This is a genomic window from Prosthecobacter sp., assembly GCF_044236155.1.
In the GTDB taxonomy this organism is placed as follows: Bacteria; Verrucomicrobiota; Verrucomicrobiia; order Verrucomicrobiales; family Verrucomicrobiaceae; genus Prosthecobacter.
In genome coordinates, this window is sequence record NZ_JBIIHA010000019.1 from 67,977 (window position 1) to 86,573 (window position 18,597).

An 18,597-nucleotide genomic window follows, 5' to 3' on the forward strand; every position below is an offset into this window, starting at 1 on the left:
CAGGCTATGCGTCTGCGGTGAAGATTCCCGCGGCTCGTCGTCATTGGACAAGGAGGAGTCCAATTAAGCCACGAGAGCGCGTGCTTGTTCATGTCGAGACCGATGATGACGGGTTCGGTGCGATCGTAGCCGTGCTCTCCTTGGAGGTCGTAGGCTCTATGGTAATCGTTGAGGAAGTTTCGCGGATCGAAGACGATATCCATTGAGTCAACCAACCAGAATAAGGCGACACCGTGGCCAAGGCCACTAAAGAGCAGCCCTCTCAAGCAAAGAGATGCGTCAGCGGCTGGCCTTTGTCGGCGACGGTGAAGGGGCGCTTGCTGGGGCTGAAGATCACCTGGTCCAGCGGAAGACCGAGCGCGTAACCGATGGTGGCATTGAGATCAGGCGGGCCGACTTTGTCGGCGGCGACCTGGGCACCGTCCTTGTCAGTGGCACCGTATTTCATGCCGCCCTTGATGCCGCCGCCGATGATGACCGAGCTGAAGACAGGATAGTGGTCGCGCCCCTGGTTCTGATTGATCTTTGGCGTGCGACCGAACTCGGAGCTGACAACGATCATCGTGCTGTCGAGCATACCGCGACGCTCCAGATCGGTGACGAGCGCGGAGAGCGCTGTGTCGAGCGTGTCGCAGAGACGCGGCGTGTTGATGAAATTGGCCACATGCGTGTCCCAACTGCCGAAACTGACCTCGATAAAGCGCACGCCGTGCTCGACGAGACGACGGGCGAGCAGGCAGCCCTGGCCGAAGGTGTCTTTGCCATAGGCCTGACGGAGATCATCCGGTTCCTTGGTCAAATCGAAGGCCACGAGGTCCTCGCTCTTCATGAGTTTGACCGCGTCATCATACATGTCGGCATACGCCTTCACGCCGCGCGTGTCCCATTTGCCCTGAAACTCCGCATCGAGAGCGCCTGCGAGCTCGCGGCGCATGGCGAAGCGTTCGTCGGTCACACCTTTGGGTGGACGCACGTTTTGCAGGCCGGCCTCTGGGTTGTTGACCATGAGAGGACCGTGTTTCTTCGCGAAGAATCCCGCGCCGGGATGGCGGCTGTCGTTTCCGACGTAAACATAAGCCGGTAGGGCCGGATTGCCACTGCCCTGGAAGAAACTCAGCCACGCGCCCATGCCGGGATGCTTGATGGTGCTGCGCAGGCCAAAGCTGGTGTGCATGAAGTAATTCGCCTGCTCGTGCGCGGCCGTGTTGGTGGCCATGGAGTTGATGACACAGGCGTGGTGCATCTGCTTTGCCATGCGCGGCAGGTATTCGCTGATCTGAACTCCATCCGCGCTTGTCTTGATGGCCTTTACCGGCCCGGCGACCTCCTTGTTGTCCGGTTTCGGATCCCACGTGTCCAGATGGCTCTGTCCACCGGTCATGTAGAGGAAGATGACATTGTGCGCCGTGGCCGCCTGCTTCGCCACAGCGGCTCCTTCGCCAGCTGCGAGAGCTTTGGACGAGAAAAGATGCTCCATGGAAGGAAGCAGGCCGACGCCGAGGCAGGATTGCGCCATGCGGGTCATCACGGAGCGGCGGGAAAGATCGGAGTTCATAAGAGTTTCAGGTATAAAGTTTCAAGTGGAGCTATTCGACGAAGATGAAGCGCTGGGTGCTAAGGGCAGCCAAGGTGATGTCCTCCCACAGGTTCTTGTTGGAGGCGTAGGATTCGAGGGTTTGCAGCATCTGGGCTTTTTCCTTGGCGTTGGGGAGGCGGGAATAGAGGCTTAGGAAGAAGGTGTTGATCTTGTCCTCGTTCGTCGTCGCTTTGCGGAGGTTGATGCTGAGCGCGGACCACGCGCTGGTGATCTGGCTCAAGAGCGAGCCGTTCATCATGGTCAGGGCCTGCGGCACACTGGCCTCGTCGCTGGCGTTTTCGATGATCTCGCGGTCGCTCTGGCCAAACTCACGCAGGAAGTGACCGCGTGGCGCGGGGGAGGGCTGCTCAGATGCACGGCTCCAAGTTTGGTGCAGTGTCTTCTGGTAGTTTTCGTAACTCTTGGCGCTTTTTGCATCCTTGATGCCGAGAACCTGCTCGTCTGCCTTGACGCGAGCTATGAGCTTGGGATCAAGCGGCATGTCGCGGGCATCAACGCGTGTGTCTTCCATCAAATTCATCATCGCCATGTCCATCGAGCCACCACCGCTCACGGCGGCCAATTCGGCCTGGATCTTCTCGTTGCCGGACTTCTTCGCGGCGGCATAGAAATGCTTCGAGACGTTCTCACGCAAGATGCGCTGGCTCTGACCGAGACGGCGCTGGATATCCTTGGCCTTTTCCTTGTGGTCCTTCCCACGGGCCTCGTCGAGTTCCTTGCGCAGCGCGTCGAACTCCTTGTTCTGCTCGCGCATGGCATCTGCGACGGCCTTGGAGGCTTCAAAGAGCAGTGGTGCCTCGGTTTGGTCGAGGATTTGCGCCAAGCGACGGCGGTTTTCGAGATCGCGCTTCTCACGCTCGCGGGCCGTCCAGTTCGGCTGCTCGGGATCGGGGCTGACGAGGGCGACAAGCGAGTCCCACACCTGCTCGGCCGTCATGCGGCGGAAAACCGGCCCCTGGAAGTAGTAAGGTACGCCGGGGCTGATTTCCTTCGTGCTCTCACGGGCAAAGAGCTGGGTGTTCAGCAGCATGCGCAAGTAGGCCTTCATGTCGTATTTCAGAGCGACCATCTGCTTCTCCAAAAAGCTCATCAATTCGGGATTCGAGGCCACGCTGTTGTCCATCATCTCATCGACCTGCTCGTAAATGCCCGCTCCGAAGACACGCTTCCACAGGCGGTTGGCGATGATCGTGGTGAAACGTGGATTCTCCGGCGAGGTGAGCCATTTTCCGAACTCGTCGATGGCATTCGATTCCTTTGTCATCGTCACCGGCTTGCCGAACATCACCGAGGCCTGCACCACATCCTTCGGCTTCGCGTCGGAGTACTTGTAGTCGTGTGGCAGACGGAGGCTGCCCTTGTTTTGCACCACAAGCGTGTCCCGCAGCGGCCGGAACGCCTCGTTGAGCGCCTGACGCATGAGGTCGCGCGTCTGGCTGTCGAGCGTCTTGTCAGCGCGCATCATTTTCTGCACCTCGTCATTGCCCTTCGAGCGGTAGCTGGTGGCGCTCATGTTGTGGGTGAAGGCAGCCATCTCGTAGAACTGCTTCTGCGTCCATCTGTCGAAGGGATGGTCGTGGCACTGCGCGCATTCCATGCGCGTGCCGAGGAAGATGCGCGTCGTGTTGGACAAATTGTCGAGCGGCATGCCGCGGTCGCGCATGTAGTAGCCGATCGCGCCGGTGTCGAAGCAGGTTCCTTCACTGGAAACCAGTTCGCGGGCCATTTGGTCCCATGGTTTGTTCGTGCGCAGGGATTCGCGGATGAAGTTCAGGTATTGCTGCGCCGTGGTGCTGCCGCCGACGCCCAAGCTCTGGGCGCGAAGCACGTCGGCCCAATAGTTGAAGGCGTGATGCACATAACCCTCGCTTCCGAGCAGGCAGTCGATGAGCTTGGAGCGCTTGTCGGGCGCCTGGCACGCATGAAAGGCTTTTGCTTCGTCCAGGGTGGGTATTCGACCGGCGACGGTCAGATAAGCACGTCGTAGAAACGTGGCGTCATCAACGAGCGGGTTTGGCGTGATGTGGTTCTTCTTCCAGCTTTGAGCCAGAAGAACGTCAATTTGTTTGGAAGCGGCGGAAGTGTCAGCGGCCTGCAATGGCGCGATCAAGCAGGCGGCGACAGCGACGAGCGGGAGATGCAGCGTGGCTTTCATTGCGCAACCAACGCGGCCCTCATCGACATCGTGTCAGATCAGCCCGACGATGCCAAATCCTGCACAGGGAATGCCAATCCGCGTCTTGCCTGGCATTTCCGGCCGAACCGGAATTCACATGCCCATGTCATTGAAAAGGCCTTTGATCACATCCCACGCCTCTCGCATGCCCTTGCCCAGCTCCGTGAGGCCGGGGCCGAGAATCCACGAGGCGTAGGTGATGCCCGCCCACCAGGCAATGGCGTTGATGATGATCATGAAGGTCACCAGGACTTCCACCCAACGGCCCCAGACCATGAGATAACCGTTTTCATCCTTTTTACGGCGGAAGATATGGTCTGAATAGATCGACACCGCCGCCCACCAGAGCAGAGGCGGTAGAAACAAAAAGCCAAAGAACATCCGCCTCAGCACGGCGCCGCAGCGCTGGTTGTAGGGCACGCGGTCGTAATCGCGGTAGCGGGCCACCCTGCGGCGGGCGGGCTTCACGGTGAGCCCGTCAGCCAGAACCTCGCCTGTCAGGTTCAGTTCGAGCAGTGTCGATACCGGCCGCCACTGCTCCTCGTCTTCCCGCTTCACCAGATCGCTGTCACGGATCGACCCATAAGCGAGAAAATTGCGCAGATCGTCCTTGGAACAGGGACCGAGCGTCTTCTGGCCTTTGGCGATGTAATACATGGACTGCACAAACAGGGGAAGGTTGGCTTAAAGATAAGTCAGAAGCGGGCATCTGTGCAATATCCACGCCATCTCAAGATGTAAGTTTTTCTTCAGACCCGGAACTTCATGGGAGCCGATCTCTGTTTGCAGACCGGCCCGTAGCGTGTCAAAACAGCTGCGCATGACCACCTCCGAGATCCTCGCCGCCCTGAACTGGCGCTACGCCACCAAGGTTTTCGACCCCACGAAGAAAATTCCCGCCGACACATGGTCCGCCCTGGAGGAGTCCCTCGTGCTCACCCCGTCGAGCTATGGCCTGCAGCCGTGGAAATTCATCGTGGTGCGGGATCAGGAACTGCGTGAGCAGTTGGTCGCTCATTCGTGGCGGCAGCGGCAGGTGGCCGACTGTTCACACCTCGTTGTGATGGCCGTGAAAACAGCCTACAGCCTCGACGATCTCGATTCGTTCATCGCCCGCATGGTGGAGGTCCGCGGTGGCAGCGCTGAATCGCTCGCCGGCTTCCGCAAGATGGTCGCTGGCACCCAGGCGCAGGGTTACATGACGAAGGAATGGGCCAAAATGCAGGCCTACATCGCCCTCGGCCAGTTCATGACGACCTGCGCATTGGTCGGTATCGACACCTGTCCGATGGAAGGATTCGTCGCGGCCAAGTACGACGAGCTGCTCGGTCTCGAAGCCCAAGGTCTCACTGCGGCCGTGCTGTGCCCCGCCGGCTATCGCCACCCTGACGACCGCTACGCGGCGCTGCCAAAGATCCGATTCCAATCAGACGATGTGATCGAACATCGCTGATCCTTGCTCATTCCCGGCTCCGCACCAGTTGCACCAGCCGTGGATCTTTTTCGGGGTCCAGCCACATGAGAATGGAGCGCAGGTTCTCCTCGCTCATTGCTGTGCAGCCGGAGGTGGGCACGTTTTCTCCCTGCCAGAGGTGCAGGAATATGCAGGAGCCGCGTCCGGGCAGGTTCTGCGGATTGTGGGCAATCACGGCACCGAGTTTGTAACAGCCACCGGCGGGCACCATCGTCTCAGGGCTGCTCCAGTCGCAGACCACTTCACGCGCATCAACGATCTGGTTGTAGTGACGAGAACGCATGTCGTCGATGCCGAAATGATGTGAGGTGCAGTGAATGTAGGGCAGTTTGATCCAATTCGCCCTTGGCTCGGAGCCGAAGGCCTGCGTGATGCGGAAGATGCCCGCCGGAGCGCAGCCGTCTCCTTCCTGTTTGAGACGAAATCCATCAGGCACTGGCAAAGCGGGCTCGCCAAGTCCCCAGGCAAGCCCGTGGCGGCCGATACGCACGGGAATCGCATTGCTAAAACACTTCCAGACATCTGCCGAGTTGCGGTGAAATAGGAGCAACTCCGCCGCCCTGGTCTTGTCGTCGACGGCGGTGACAAAGAGCACCTGCTGGCAGCTTGCGGGCAGCACGGCGGTAATCTCAGACGGCAGCGTGGCACGGGTGGGCATGCCCGCACAGGAGGCGAGCGTGAGGAGCATGACAAGCAGGCGATACATGCGTTCTGAGGTGGAAATGAAAACGCCGCAGAGTTTCCTCTGCGGCGTTTGGGAACCCATTCAGGCTTACCAGCCGTGCGCATCGCGCACCTTGATCATCGCGGCGAGGATCTTGTTCCAGGTATCCGGCGTTTCGAGCACGGCGTTCGGGAACATGCAGCCGTCCCAGCAGATGTGCTGGATGCCGCGTGCGGCGGCGTCCTTGAGCCAGTAGCCGGAGGCCTTGGTGATGTCGAGCTTGCCGTTCGGATCGTCAGCGCGGCAGTGCTTGCCGGTCTTGTCGTGCGAGCCGGCGCCGTGGACGGTGCCGTCGTTCTGCGCGACGTGGAAGTCGATGGTCCAGGGACGCAGCGCATCGGTCATCTTCTCGTAGGCGGCCCAGAACTCAGCATCGCTGTAGCCTTCTTTGAGCAAAGCGTGCTCGGGGGCATTGTAGCCGAGAGTGTAGAGGTAGGTGTGGGCCAGGTCGGCCTGGAAACCGAGCGCGTTCGGCATGCCGACTCCTTCGAGCACGTCGAGCATGTCCTTCCACGAGTGCATGCCTGCCCAGCAGATTTCACCTTCGGCGGCAAGACGCTCACCGCTGTCAGCGGCGATGGCGGCGGCCTTCTTGAAGGTGTCAATGATGCGCGCGGTATTCGCCTTCGGGTTCTCACGCCATTTGGCGACGCCGAACTCGGCGGAGTCGATGCGGATGACGCCGTATTTGCGGACGCCGTGCGCGTTGAAGACCTTGGCGATGCGGCAGGCCATCTTCACGGCGCTGAGGAATTTTTCCTGCTGCGCGTCATCGCCCATCGCTGAGTCACCCACGGTGCCCGGCCAGACCGGCGCCACGAGGGAGCCGACGGTGAAGCCTTTTGAGGCGATGAGGTCGGCGATCTTCTTCAACTCGTCATCGCTCGCATTCGGATCGGTGTGCGGCAGGAACAGGAAGTAATCGATGCCCTCGAATTTCTGGCCGTTCACGTTGGCGGCGGCGGTGAGGTCGAGCATGCGCTCAAGGCTGATCGGGGGTTCCTGACCTTCGCCTGTGCCTTTGCCGACGAGGCCGGGCCACATCGCGTTGTGAAGTTTGGGTGCGGATTTGCTCATGATTGAATGCTTGGTTTGGGAAGCGGGAGCCACGAGGTTAGCGGGTGCGGTTTGGAACGCACGCGGAAAATGCGTTGAATTGAACGCAAAAGTCACACCCGCCACTTCAGCCGCACCTTCGCGCCGTTCCACGCGTGATCGCCCTGATGCGTGTGCGTGGTCACCTCCGCTCCGTCCGCCGTCAGGCGCAGCATGGTCCAGCCGGTGGTGGAAGTCTTCTTGTCGGCCACATACGAGGTAGCAGGCGTGTTGAGGATGTGGACGCCTTCGTGTTCGTAGAAGTCGCGATGATGGATGTGGCCGTGAATGTAGGCTTTGACGTGCTTCCGCGCCGCGATGGCCTTCCACAGCGGTTCCGAGTCTTCGAGGCCGCCGGGGAAGTGCAGGGGATCGCCGCCGAGGCGCGGATTGTGATGCGCAAAGAGCAGCGCGGGCTTGTCGGCATGCTGATCGAGCAGTTTCGTCAGCCAGGCCATCTGCATGTCGCCGATGAGCCCCTGCGTCACCATCGTGGCCTTCAGCGAGTCGAGCAGAAACAGGTTCATGCCGGGAAGTTGGACCACGCCGACGTGTTTCGACTCCACGGCGGGTGACTCCGGTTTTTCGGTCTTCAGCACGTCGTAAAACACGGCGCGGTCATCGTGGTTGCCCATGGTGAGATGCAGCGGCACTCCCGCATCACGCAGTGGTGTGATCAATCGCGCAAAGTGCTCGTAATCGCCGCGCTGGCCGTCCTTCAAGGCCAGATCGCCATTGATGATCACTGCGGCGGGCCTCTTTGGCAGCGCCAGCAGCCATTCGATGGTGTTTCGGAGGTTGGTCGGGATCGAGGCTCCCGCCGGGTGTTGCGCGCCGATGTGTGTGTCGTTCAAAATGGCGATCAAGTCCGCGTCCACCTCCGCGGCTGCAGTTTCGATGTTCGCCAGCGCGACGGCGGCTCCGAGTTGGGTGATGAACTGACGGCGGTTGGTGAGATGCAGTGGCATGGCAGGGTTATTTCCAAAGAATACGCACCGCATGCACGCGGTTGTTCGCGCCCAGTGGATGACCAGGTTTGATGACCACGTTGGGCGACCAAGTTTGCATCCACTCGGCCACGGTGACCCAGGTTTCGTTCTCACCAACCTCGCACACGCCGAAATTGCCGAGCCTTGCGCCGCGATCCGGCACGAGCACGACTTCGGTGTCTCGTTTCACACGCAGCCTATCTTGGCTCACCTCAGCCATGAAAAGCGGCGCGCGATGCCGGAAGATATGGTCGTTGTGCGCGCCTTTGCGTGTGTAAACGAGATACAGCCGCCCGCCGTGCGTCACCCAGTGCTGCTGCGTGTTGTAATTGCCCAGTTCGCTGCCGTCCTCCCAGCACCACATTGATGGCTTGGTGAAATGAATGCCGTCGTCGCTCACGGAGACGTAACCCGCCGTGTCGTTGCGCATCGTGAGGTAAAATCGCCCGCCGCAGCGAATCAGCGAGGGCTCATAGACGCCGCGGCCGGATTCCTGCGTCAGAACATCGCCATGCTCGAGATATTTCAACTTCGTGCCGTCGAAGGAGCAGCGCAGCACGGTGACGGAGTAGTATTTGTCGGCTTTTCCTTTGAAATAGATGGGCAACAGGATGTCGCCGTTGTCGAGATCGACACGTTGCACACTGCCAGCGCCCGCGCTGTGGAATCGCGGCTCGTCGGGCATCTCAAGTGTCGTCCACGCGCTCCACTGGCGTGTTTGGTCATCATAGACCGACCATGCGGTCTCTCGTTTGCGGTCGTGGATGACCTTGTCACCGCTGTAGCGGACGGTGTGGCCGATGCCGAGCAGTTTGCCGCTCTTAGCGTGCCATTTCGGCGTGAAGTCACAGGTGGCCACCACGACGCCCTCCGACTCGTTTCGCCGGCCCAATGTGTCTCCATGTTCCGTGATGGCACTCCACGTTTTGCAGAGATCATCGCTGCGCGTGTCATTCAGTGCGAAAAACACATCGCTGCCACTCAGGAGCAGTTTTTGCATCGTGAGAACCACGCTTAAGGGCTTTCCTGGGATCGCGCCCGCACGCGGATGCACCCAGCAGGTCTTGCCATCGTAGCCTTCGGACGCGATTCGTCGATCCAGCTCTAAGGGCACGCCTTTCGGCATCGGCGGCAGTAGTTGCAGATGCGGGCGCAACTCAGGCACTTCACGCTCCAGTCCTTCGGCCACCAACCGGGCGATCATGCGAGCACCAACGGCGGAAAAATGCGACCGGTCCTCCAACGACGGTCCGTAGAGTTGGCAGAATTTTTCTCCCATCTGGTCAAACAACGAGAAGCTGGCCTGATGCAGATCAATCACTGGAGTCTGTGTCTCTTTGGCGACCGCTTTGGCTGCCTCGACATAAGGCGTGAGTGAGGTGGTCATCTTCCCATCGACATAAACCCGCCGCGCCACGGAGGTGACCAGCACCGGTTTGCCGCCGCTCTCACGCACTTCGCGGATGAAGGTCTTCAAGTTCTCACGGTAACTCGTTGCGGGATCGGTGTGGCGCTTCGGGTCGTCCTTTTGATCGTTGTGGCCGAACTGGATCAGCACCCACTGCGGCTTCTCCTTGAGCACGCGATCCCACAAGCCGAGGTCGCGGAAGCTCTTCGTGCTCGTGCCGGAGCGCGCATGGTTGACCACCTGCGCCTGCGGCAGGAACTCGCCCAGCATCTGGCCCCAGCCCGCCAGCGTGGGACGGTCCCTCGGAGGGGATGGAACACTCGCCACCGTCGAATCACCTGCGAGGACGATTTTCACAGGTGCCAGGGCCTGCGCCAACGTTAAGGGGCAAAAGACGAGGAGAAAGAGAGCGCGAAGCATGACCAGCAAACGACGCGACGTAGGTTTACCCATCATGGACCGCCGCGATTTCCTCAAGACCACTACTGCCATCGCCGCCGCGACGGGAACTCGGGCACTCATGTCTGCCTCTTCCGACAAACGCCAGCCTGATCTCATCAAGAGCGAGAATGCCAAGCCCGGCACCAGCTTCCAGCTCACGCGCATGCGTCCCGATGACGCAAAGTCCCACCGAACCTCCTTGATTGAAGGCTACTGCTCCCGCCAGTCGGTGCAGGCGGGTGAGAAGCTCGATATTTTCGTCAGCACCAAGCCAGCGGCGAAATTCACGATCGAGATCTTCCGCATGGGCTACTACGAAGGCATCGGCTCGCGTTTGATGACCACGCTCGGCCCCTTCGAAGGTAAAACACAGCCCGTGCCCGAGATGGGAGACAAACGCCTGCGCGAATGCCAGTGGGAGGCCTCGACCTCGCTCATCATTCCCGCCGACTGGCCCAGCGGCGTCTATCTCGGTCGTCTCTCCACCGTGCCGGAGGCCGCCGACAAGCCTTATTGGCAAAGCTACGTCATCTTCATCGTCAAAGACGACCGTCCCGCCGACATCCTCTTCCAATGCAGCGACAACACCTGGCAGGCCTACAACCAATGGCCGGTGCATGAGTCGCTCTACACCGATCCGCGTGCGGCTCACGCACCCGGCGTCAGCGTCAGCTTTGACCGGCCTTACGGCAAATACGTGCAGATCTTCGACAACCCGCAGAGCATGGGCAGCGGCGAGTTTTTGCTGTGGGAATACCCGCTGTGCTACTGGCTCGAAAAGGAAGGCTACGATGTCACCTACTGCTCAAACGTCGATAATCTCGATCCCGCGAATCTGAGCCGCGTCAAAACGATGATCAGCATCGGTCACGACGAATACTGGGACGTACGCCAGTTCCACAACGTCAAGCAGGCCATCGCCAACGGCCTCAGCGTGCTGTGGCTCTCGGCGAACGACGTGTACATGGTCACACCCTTCACTCCGAACGCCAAGGGCGACGCGAACCGCCGCCTCACCCGCGAAACCTGCTTCGGTGAGTTCCGCGAGGAAGAAAAAGAGGCCTACTCGAAGGTGCTTGGCCCCTTTGAAAACCCCGGCCCTGACGAGCGCGACATCATCGGCGCACGCACCATCGTCCCCTTCAACGGCGGCGGCGACTGGACCTGCGCGAAGCCCGATCACTGGCTCTTCGAAGGCACCGGCATGAAAATGGGCGATAGCATCCCCGGCCTCGTCGGCTGGGAATTCCACGGCGATCCCGAGACCGCCCGCGTCGGCCTCGAAGTCATCGCCGAGGGTAATGTGTGGGCCGGCGGCACACGCCTCGGCAAGTACGCGGCCACCGTTTTCGAAGGTCCGAAAAAGAACATCGTCTTCAACGCCACCACCATCTTCTGGAGCCAGGGCCTGAGCGATCCTCCCGGCCACATGATCCCGTGGAGTCATTACTCACGTCCGCATGGACCTGATGATCGCGTGCAGCGCATCACGAAGAACGCTTTGAAGCGGGCCATTGGGTGAGTCCTCACTCAAACACAATCAAACTCCGCGCCACCTCGCCACGCTGGAGCGCGTCATAGGCGTCGTTGATGCCTTCGAGCGGGTAGCGCTTCGTCACGAGTTCGTCGAGCATCAGGCGGCCAGACTGGTGCATGCCGATGAGCAGAAGAAGGTCCGTGCGCGGCTGGGTGCTGCCGTAAAGGCTGCCACGCAGGGTTTTCTCGGCATAGACGAGCTGGTTCACGTTGATGGCCGCCCGATCCGCCGCGCTGGTGATGCCCACCATCACGCACATGCCGCCCTTCTTGGTGGCATCGAAGGCTTGCTCGGCCGTTTTGCCTGATCCGTAGGCCTCGAAGGCATAATCAACGCCCTTGCCGTCGGTCAGCGCTTTGATCGCCTCCACGGGATCACCGGCATTCACATCCACGTAATCCGTGGCACCGAACTGCCGCGCGTCGGCTTCCTTGCGTGGAAATTTGTCCACCGCGATGATCTGCCGCGCCCCGGCCATGCGAGCGCCCTGGACGATGTTCAAGCCGATGCCGCCGCAGCCGATGACGGCGACGGTGCTGTTTGGCTGCACCCTCGCGGCACGTTCCACGGCACCCACGCCGGTGATCACGCCGCAGCCGATCAGCGCGGCCTTTTCAAAGGAGAACTCCTTCGGAATCTTCACCACGGAGGCCTGCGGCATCGTCGCGAGCGAGGAAAAGGCCGAGACGCCCGCGTAGTGGCGGATGCTCTCGCCTGCGGAGTTCTGAAAACGTGTCGTGCCGTCGGGCATCAGGCCGGTGAAGCGCATCGCCGTGCCCATGTCGCACAACGCGGGGCGTCCGCAGCTGCAATACTCGCATTTCCCGCACGAGCCGCGCCAGACCAGGATCACGTGATCTCCCACTTCGACGGCGGTCACGCCTTCGCCCACGGCCTCGATCACGCCGCAGCCCTCATGACCGAGGATGATCGGCATGGGCATCGAAAGATCACCCTTCATCACATGCAGGTCGCTGTGGCACACACCCGCCGCCTTCATGCGCACCGTCACCTCGCCCTTCTGCGGCGGCAGGACACGGACGTCTTCGATCTTCAACGGCTTCTTCGCTTCATACAAAACAGCGGCGGGGGCGAGCGTGGACATGGCAGGAGATTAAAAGAGGAATGACACGATCAAGCTCAATATCAGGTGCAGGCCGATGAACCAGCCCATGATCTTCAGCGTGGTGCGAGTCGAGTAACCGCAGAACTTGTCCAAAGCGAGATAAAGAAGACCGCCCTGTGGCAAAAGCCCCAGCAGGGAGAGACGGTCCGGCAGATCAGCAACGGGAACAATTTTTGCGTTTCGCGGACCAAGTTCTCTGTAGGGAAAAGCTGAGATGAGGCCGGCTGATGAGCTGAATGTTCCCGCAGGCGGCGCACTCCCCGGTTGCAGCCGCCGCCGGTCTCGCTGAGATAGCGGAAGCATGTTTTCCAACCGAACGCTTTTCCCCATTCTCAGCGCCTGGGCGCTGCTGGCGGTGAATGTCCTGCGCTCGCAGACTCCGGAGGTTCCGCCGGCCGCTCTCGCACCCGCCGTGCCCCCTGCGGCGGCTCCTGCCGAGGCAAAGCCCGACCTGCCTGCCTTGCAGGCCGCCGCCCGCGAGGCCGAGGCCAGGCTGCCGACGCCGGATCTGAAGCCGCAGACGTATTTCGACCTGTCGCCCGTCCAGCGCGACCGCTGGCAGAAATTCCTGCCCAGGACGCTGCTCAAGCTGACCCGGCGCGAGCGCGTGCAGATCGTGGTGCTGGGGGATGCGATCCTCGACGGGGCGAAAGTCGAAAAGAACGTCGATCCGCTGCTGAGGAGCTTCGCGGGCGAGTTCGCGAAGGCGCTGGCGAACCAGTTTTACTACACGGGCGGCGTGCTGGTGATTCGTCCGGGCTCGAAGCTCCGCAGCAAGGAAAGCATGATGCTGGGGCCGGAGATCCTGCTGCAACCGGTGCGCACGACGGGCATCGTGTCCGCGGCTTCCGCGCTGGCGACGGCGGGCTTTCAAGGCAGCCCTGACATCGTTCTGCTCGCGCACGGCCTGGAGGATGGCCTGGCGGGCGCTTCGTCCGCCGATGTGGCGGCCGCGCTGCGCAGTCTGCTGGACACGGCGCGGACGCACCGCCTGGAGGTCATTGTGGCCGGTCCTGTGCCGCAGGCCTTCGACCCCGAGGAAAAGAGCCTGGCCCTCACCCGCGGCCCCAGCAGTGTGATGCGTGAGTTTTGTGAGAAGGAAGGCCTCATTTTCTCCGATCTGGGCGACTTCTCCCGCCTGATTTCGCTGCCATCAGGCACCAGCGAGGCGCACCTGCTCTTTCCGGCCTTGATCCAGCAGTATCAGAGTCGTCTCAACATCGCTTCCAGCGGCAACAAACCGTCAACTCCTTCGACGGAGATGCACGCGGCCATGGGCGGCATCCTTTATGAAGATGTGATGAACGGCGCGCCGTCCGTCACCTGGAAACTGGGCGAGGCGCAGGCCGTTTTGGAAGGGCAGGGGAAGCTGAAGCTCGGATTCGACATCACCAACACCGCGCGCGATTCACTAACGCTGACCGTGCTGCCATTGGTGCCGCGCGGCTTGAAGCTCAAGGAGGCGAACCCGCAGCTCACGCTGGCAGCCGGCGCGAAAGAAAATGTGACAGTCGCCTACACGATCACGGACACGCTGCAACTGCCGCTCAACGACGGCAAAGTGCGACTCCCCGTGCTCGTGATCGCAGGCCAGGAGTCACGCATCACAGACCTCGTGGCACCGCTGAAGCCCTTCAGCCTTTCCTGGAACGCCCGTGTGGCCTACAACTTGGAATCCGATTTCAAACCCGAACTGGAGATCGATAACAGCACAGGGGCATCGCTCGCGGCCACATGGGAGTCCTCATGGGCAGGGAAAACTCAGGAAGGCAAGGTGTCATTGGAGGCCAATGGCTCGGAGACGCTCCAGCTATCCTTAGCGCTGCCTGCGGACTCCGCAGCTCCCTTCCGCCAGCGCGTGCCGTTGAACTTTTCTGTGTCCGCGAACGGCGTGAGGCAGATTTTTGACCGTTATCTCGAGATCACGCGAAACTTTGGCCTGAAAGAAGTCGTGCCGCTGGCCGCCGCTGATGGTCAAGCCAGTTCAGTCACACTGCGGGCGGACGCGGACAACATGAAGTTGTTTTTGACGCTCAATCTCGCCGGCGTCGATCTCGAGGACACAAGCGCCGGCACGGCCTACGAGGTGCTTTTGAATCTCGATGCCCGCAGCTATGGCGAGCGCCTCACTCCCGGAGCGACGGCGGCATTGCGAATCACCGGCAAGGCGGGTGACGGACCGGGAACCGTCGATCCAATCGCGCCGTGGGCCTTCGGCAGCGGCTACGCGGCGGAGTTTGACGCGGCGGAGATTCAGGCCGTGCTCAGCAGCTCGGCGAATGGCGGCCGCAGGCTTACGATCACGCTGCCGAAGAGCTATCTCTACCGTCACGAGTGGGCCATCGGCAACGGCAACAGCGAGCTCGGCATCAACCTTCGCCTCAAGGGCGGCGGTCGTGACTACTTCCTCACCCGCAGCTCGCGCCAAGGCGATGACGCGCAGAGCCTGAGCGTCCTGGAACTCACCGACAAACCGACCCGCCGCTGGACCGTGCGCGTGGACTAAAAACACCCGAGAATGTCTGAAGAAAGAGCGAGTAAAAAACTGTGGGACCGTGCCGCGTGGAAAGACGCCGGCTTTTTCCTGACCTATCTGCGGCCGCATTTCAATGTGTTCATCCCGGCGCTCATCGCGCTGGCGATCACGGGCGGCATGACCATCCTCTTCATCAAGGAGCTGGCCGCGCTGGCCGGTAAGGGGATCGGGGGCGCGAAGGGGCCGGAGTGGATGGCGGAACTCAATGACAGCGCCTGGATGCTGGTCGGCATCGTGGCCGCCCAGGCCGTGATCGCCTTCTTCCGAATCATGCTTTTCGCCAAGGCATCGGAGCGCGCCCTCGCTTCGCTGCGCATGGACACTTTCAGCCGCATCATCCGCCTGCCCATGGCCACGCTGAACCAGCGCCGTGTCGGCGAACTGGCCTCACGCCTCGCCAACGACGTCGAGGCCATGCGCGAGACGCTGGTGGTGACAATCCCGATGCTCATCCGGCACACGGTGATGCTCTCGCTCTGCCTCATCCTCATTTTAAACATGTCAGTGAAGCTCTCGCTCTTCATGGTCGGCACCATTCCGGTGGTGATCGTCCTGATCGCCGTCTTTGGCGCGCGCATCCGCAAGCTGACCAAAAAAGCGCAGGACAACCTCGCCGCGTCTCAGGTAGTGGTGGATGAAAGCCTGCAGAGCATCGTCAGCGTGAAAGCCTTCCGCAATGAGGCCCATGAAATGGCGCGTTATGACAAGAACCTCGGCGAATACCTCCGCACGGTGCTGCGCGCGGCGATTCCTCGCGCCTCGTTCATCGCATTCATCATTTTCGCCTTCAGCGTGGCCTTGATCCTCGTCACCTGGTTCGCCATGCGCATGCTGAACTTCGGCGAGATCGGCAAGGAGGAGCTCACCCAGTTCGCCGGCCTCAGCGGCATGATCGCGGCGTCGTTCATGCAGTTTCCCGAGCTGATCACGCAGCTCCAGCGTTCGCTCGGAGCCACGGAACGTGTCCGCGAGATCCTGCGTGATGAAACCGAGCCCGAGGACGGCGAAAAAGCCGCCTCCGTCCGCTTCCGCGGGGAAATCGAGATGCGCGATGTCGGCTTCTCCTATCCCACACGACCTGAGGCCGTGGTGCTGCGTGATTTCAACCTCACCGCGAAGGCAGGGCAGCGCATCGCCCTCGTCGGCCCGAGCGGTTCGGGTAAATCGACGAGCATCTCGCTGCTGTTCCGCTTCTACGACCCGACCAGCGGTGAAATCCGCATCGACGGCCGCCCCATCCGTGAGCTGACGCTCACCACGCTGCGCCGCAATCTCGCCCTCGTGCCGCAGGAGGTGCTGCTTTTCGGCGGCAGCATCAAAGAGAACATCGCCTACGGCAAACCGGAGGCCACCGAGGAGGAGATCATCAGCGCCGCGAAGAAGGCAAACGCCCATGACTTCATCACAGGACTCACCGACGGCTACCAGACGCTCGTGGGAGACCGCGGCACCCAGCTTTCAGGCGGACAACGCCAGCGCATCGCCATCGCCCGCGCCATTCTCGCCGATCCAGCCATCCTCGTGCTCGATGAGGCCACCAGCAGCCTCGACGCCGAGAGCGAGCGACTCGTTCAAGATGCTCTCGACAAGCTGATGGAGAACCGCACTAGCATCATCATCGCCCACCGCCTCAGCACCGTGCGTCGCTGCGATCAGATTCTCGTCATGTCCGTCGGCGCAATCCTCGAACGCGGAACACACGATGAACTCGTCGCGAAGCCAGGCGGTCTGTATGGCTCGCTCGCGAAACTGCAGTTGGAGTAGCCTCAGCTTCTGAAAACCATCGCGGGCTCCAGCTTGCTCACACGCCAGATGCCCATGAGCGCGGCGAGCATGCAGATGCCAAAAACAACCGCCAGAACGGCGAATGGCACGAACTCAGGCATGTAGAACGGCGGCTGCTCATTCTCCAGTGCTCCAAACGCAAACCCCGCCGTTCCGAGAAGCCCGATGCCGTAGCCAACAAGACCCACGGTGAAGGCCTGGACGATCAACATCAGGCAAAGCGTGCCGTTCGAGGCCCCCATGGCCTTCAAGGCTCCGAGATGCCGCATGTTCTCCAGCACGAACGAGTAAAACGTCTGGCAGCTCACCGCCATGCCCACCAGCAGGCCGATGATGACCGTGGTGCCAAAGGAAATCGGGATGCCGGTGTTCTTCACATACCACCACACGGTCGAGACGTTGAAATTGGTCGTCGGCTTTTCCGGTGATTGATCCATGAACTCGCCAAAGCCTGCTTCGCGGTTGATGAAGGCCTTCAAACCCGTTTCACGGCGAATGGCCGCGATGGCTTCCTCGAGGCTCACGCCTTCGCGTGGCGCGCAAATCACGGCCTGAAGCATCTTGCGCTGTGCCGGAACGTATTGCAGCGCCCGTTCATACGTCGTCCAGACATACGGCCCGCCGGTGAACGAGTTCACCGCATCGGCGATACCCACCACGCGTGCCTCCTGGTCGTTGATCTCAAAGACATCATTGAGCTTCACCTTGTCGCCGCGTTTTTTGGCCAGTCGCAGCACGCCGAGATCATCGACAACCACGGAATGCGGCAGCCGGAGCTTCATCAAATCACCCTCCAGCATGCGTGCTGGCGCACCGGCGAGTGTGTTCGCGTCGATGCCGATGAGCTGGATGATTTTGAAGTTTCCATTCTCCAAACGCACGCGCTGGATGCCGGAGTAGATCGGCGCGGCCCAGGCCACGCTGCTCACGCTGCGCACGCGGGCCACGTCGGTGTCGAGCAGGGGATTGGTCTCGTTCACCTGCTCGACTTTCTCCTCCACCACCCAGATTGGGGCAGGGACATTTTTCAAAGTGGATTTTGTCCAGCTCATCAGCCCGCAGAACACCGCCGTCTGTTGCGCCATCAAAAATGTGGCCACGGTGAGGCCTGCAACGAGCATCAGGTACTTCGCCGTGTCACCAAATAGCATCTTGAGGGCGAGTCGGAGCATCGGCGTTGTTACGTGGGTAGCGCGCCGCATGGCGCGCCAAATTTAGCGTCTGCCGCCAAACATGCCGCCTAGGCTGCTGCTGATCACACTGGTCAGCACGCTTTGGATCTGGGCTCCGCTTGGAAGATTTTCGTCGATTTGGCCCTTCGGCGTCAGTTTGTCGATCACCTGCGGGAGAAACTGCGCCAGCAGCGGCACGACGGTCTGCGACTGCATGCCCAGCTTGCTCGCCAAGCGCTGGATTTCATCCAGACCCACGGCGTTTTGCACTTCATCGACATTCATCGGCTGGTTTTCACCGGTGCCGACCCAGGAGGAAAAGTGTTCGCCGAATCCGGCGCTCTGAAATTTGCTCATCAGACCTTGCAGGCCACCGGCGTCGCTGAGCAGGCCGGAGAGCATCGCGGCGGGGTCCTGTTTGCCGCCGAGCATGCCGCCCAGCGCGTTTTTGGCGAGTGAATCGAAGAGTCCCATGGCGGCGCGAGTGTGGGGGAGGGAGCCGCAAAGTCAAACTGAGAACCGCGACTCTTGACCCTG

General features: G+C 61.0%; 15 protein-coding genes. 4 read left to right on the plus strand and 11 right to left on the minus strand.

Annotated features, from left to right (window positions below; genetic code table 11):
- Positions 1–262: 262 nt before the first annotated feature.
- The 3 genes from ACILSE_RS16055 to ACILSE_RS16065 form a co-directional block, all read right to left on the minus strand.
- Complete coding sequence (locus ACILSE_RS16055; RefSeq protein WP_395718430.1) at positions 263–1,555, minus strand: DUF1501 domain-containing protein; 1,293 nt, start codon at positions 1,553–1,555, stop codon at positions 263–265.
- A gap of 31 nt (positions 1,556–1,586) precedes the next feature.
- Complete coding sequence (locus ACILSE_RS16060) at positions 1,587–3,752, minus strand: DUF1549 domain-containing protein (protein ID WP_395718431.1); 2,166 nt, start codon at positions 3,750–3,752, stop codon at positions 1,587–1,589.
- 114 nt (positions 3,753–3,866) lie between these two features.
- The gene (locus ACILSE_RS16065; RefSeq protein ID WP_395718432.1) at positions 3,867–4,430 is read right to left on the minus strand and encodes a DUF4339 domain-containing protein; all 564 of its coding nucleotides are present in this window, start codon (positions 4,428–4,430) and stop codon (positions 3,867–3,869) included.
- A 163-nt stretch (positions 4,431–4,593) separates the two neighbouring features.
- Between ACILSE_RS16065 and ACILSE_RS16070 the strand changes: the two genes are divergently transcribed.
- Complete coding sequence (locus ACILSE_RS16070; protein WP_395718433.1) at positions 4,594–5,226, plus strand: NAD(P)H-dependent oxidoreductase; 633 nt, start codon at positions 4,594–4,596, stop codon at positions 5,224–5,226.
- 7 nt (positions 5,227–5,233) lie between these two features.
- Here ACILSE_RS16070 and ACILSE_RS16075 read toward each other — a convergent pair whose 3' ends face one another.
- From ACILSE_RS16075 to ACILSE_RS16090, 4 genes are all read right to left on the minus strand, one after another.
- A complete protein-coding gene (locus tag ACILSE_RS16075) occupies positions 5,234–5,953 on the minus strand; it encodes a L,D-transpeptidase (protein WP_395718434.1) in 720 nt (239 codons plus the stop codon).
- 66 nt (positions 5,954–6,019) lie between these two features.
- Positions 6,020–7,048 (minus strand): sugar phosphate isomerase/epimerase family protein, encoded by a 1,029-nt coding sequence (locus ACILSE_RS16080; protein WP_395718435.1) that lies wholly within the window; start codon positions 7,046–7,048, stop codon positions 6,020–6,022.
- A gap of 92 nt (positions 7,049–7,140) precedes the next feature.
- A complete protein-coding gene (locus ACILSE_RS16085) occupies positions 7,141–8,034 on the minus strand; it encodes a metallophosphoesterase family protein (protein WP_395718436.1) in 894 nt (297 codons plus the stop codon).
- A 7-nt stretch (positions 8,035–8,041) separates the two neighbouring features.
- A complete protein-coding gene (locus ACILSE_RS16090) occupies positions 8,042–9,883 on the minus strand; it encodes a GDSL-type esterase/lipase family protein (protein ID WP_395718437.1) in 1,842 nt (613 codons plus the stop codon).
- Positions 9,884–9,917: 34 nt separating this feature from the next.
- Between ACILSE_RS16090 and ACILSE_RS16095 the strand changes: the two genes are divergently transcribed.
- Entirely contained in the window at positions 9,918–11,426 is a 1,509-nt protein-coding gene (locus ACILSE_RS16095; protein WP_395718438.1) for a N,N-dimethylformamidase beta subunit family domain-containing protein, read from the plus strand.
- Between the two features lie 4 nt (positions 11,427–11,430).
- On the opposite strand, the gene ACILSE_RS16100 is transcribed toward ACILSE_RS16095, so the two are convergent.
- Both ACILSE_RS16100 and ACILSE_RS16105 read right to left on the minus strand, forming a co-directional pair.
- Entirely contained in the window at positions 11,431–12,546 is a 1,116-nt protein-coding gene (locus ACILSE_RS16100) for a zinc-binding dehydrogenase (protein WP_395718439.1), read from the minus strand.
- Positions 12,547–12,555: 9 nt separating this feature from the next.
- Positions 12,556–12,870, minus strand: coding sequence for a hypothetical protein (locus ACILSE_RS16105; protein ID WP_395718440.1), 315 nt, complete (start codon positions 12,868–12,870; stop codon positions 12,556–12,558).
- On the opposite strand from ACILSE_RS16105, the gene ACILSE_RS16110 reads away from it, so the two are divergent.
- Complete coding sequence (locus ACILSE_RS16110; RefSeq protein ID WP_395718441.1) at positions 12,869–15,073, plus strand: hypothetical protein; 2,205 nt, start codon at positions 12,869–12,871, stop codon at positions 15,071–15,073. The genes ACILSE_RS16105 and ACILSE_RS16110 overlap by 2 nt on opposite strands.
- 12 nt (positions 15,074–15,085) lie before the next feature.
- On the plus strand, positions 15,086–16,867 hold the full coding sequence (locus tag ACILSE_RS16115; protein WP_395718442.1) for an ABC transporter ATP-binding protein: 1,782 nt from the start codon (positions 15,086–15,088) through the stop codon (positions 16,865–16,867).
- Between the two features lie 2 nt (positions 16,868–16,869).
- On the opposite strand, the gene ACILSE_RS16120 is transcribed toward ACILSE_RS16115, so the two are convergent.
- Together ACILSE_RS16120 and ACILSE_RS16125 are read right to left on the minus strand one after the other, a co-directional pair.
- The gene (locus ACILSE_RS16120; RefSeq protein ID WP_395718443.1) at positions 16,870–18,060 is read right to left on the minus strand and encodes an ABC transporter permease; all 1,191 of its coding nucleotides are present in this window, start codon (positions 18,058–18,060) and stop codon (positions 16,870–16,872) included.
- A 42-nt stretch (positions 18,061–18,102) separates the two neighbouring features.
- Positions 18,103–18,534 carry a YidB family protein gene (locus ACILSE_RS16125; protein WP_395718444.1) on the minus strand — a complete coding sequence of 144 codons (432 nt, stop codon included), beginning with the start codon at positions 18,532–18,534 and terminating at the stop codon, positions 18,103–18,105.
- Between the last annotated feature and the right edge of the window lie 63 nt (positions 18,535–18,597).

Excerpts from the sequence above, each read along its gene's own strand:
- ACILSE_RS16055 (WP_395718430.1), bottom strand. The coding sequence starts at position 1,555 with ATGAACTCCGATCTTTCCCGCCGCTCCGTGATGACCCGCATGGCGCAA.
- ACILSE_RS16060 (WP_395718431.1), bottom strand. The coding sequence starts at position 3,752 with ATGAAAGCCACGCTGCATCTCCCGCTCGTCGCTGTCGCCGCCTGCTTG.
- ACILSE_RS16065 (WP_395718432.1), bottom strand. The coding sequence starts at position 4,430 with ATGTATTACATCGCCAAAGGCCAGAAGACGCTCGGTCCCTGTTCCAAG.
- ACILSE_RS16070 (WP_395718433.1), top strand. The coding sequence starts at position 4,594 with ATGACCACCTCCGAGATCCTCGCCGCCCTGAACTGGCGCTACGCCACC.
- ACILSE_RS16075 (WP_395718434.1), bottom strand. The coding sequence starts at position 5,953 with ATGTATCGCCTGCTTGTCATGCTCCTCACGCTCGCCTCCTGTGCGGGC.
- ACILSE_RS16080 (WP_395718435.1), bottom strand. The coding sequence starts at position 7,048 with ATGAGCAAATCCGCACCCAAACTTCACAACGCGATGTGGCCCGGCCTC.
- ACILSE_RS16085 (WP_395718436.1), bottom strand. The coding sequence starts at position 8,034 with ATGCCACTGCATCTCACCAACCGCCGTCAGTTCATCACCCAACTCGGA.
- ACILSE_RS16090 (WP_395718437.1), bottom strand. The coding sequence starts at position 9,883 with ATGCTTCGCGCTCTCTTTCTCCTCGTCTTTTGCCCCTTAACGTTGGCG.
- ACILSE_RS16095 (WP_395718438.1), top strand. The coding sequence starts at position 9,918 with ATGGACCGCCGCGATTTCCTCAAGACCACTACTGCCATCGCCGCCGCG.
- ACILSE_RS16100 (WP_395718439.1), bottom strand. The coding sequence starts at position 12,546 with ATGTCCACGCTCGCCCCCGCCGCTGTTTTGTATGAAGCGAAGAAGCCG.
- ACILSE_RS16110 (WP_395718441.1), top strand. The coding sequence starts at position 12,869 with ATGTTTTCCAACCGAACGCTTTTCCCCATTCTCAGCGCCTGGGCGCTG.
- ACILSE_RS16105 (WP_395718440.1), bottom strand. The coding sequence starts at position 12,870 with ATGCTTCCGCTATCTCAGCGAGACCGGCGGCGGCTGCAACCGGGGAGT.
- ACILSE_RS16115 (WP_395718442.1), top strand. The coding sequence starts at position 15,086 with ATGTCTGAAGAAAGAGCGAGTAAAAAACTGTGGGACCGTGCCGCGTGG.
- ACILSE_RS16120 (WP_395718443.1), bottom strand. The coding sequence starts at position 18,060 with ATGCTCCGACTCGCCCTCAAGATGCTATTTGGTGACACGGCGAAGTAC.
- ACILSE_RS16125 (WP_395718444.1), bottom strand. The coding sequence starts at position 18,534 with ATGGGACTCTTCGATTCACTCGCCAAAAACGCGCTGGGCGGCATGCTC.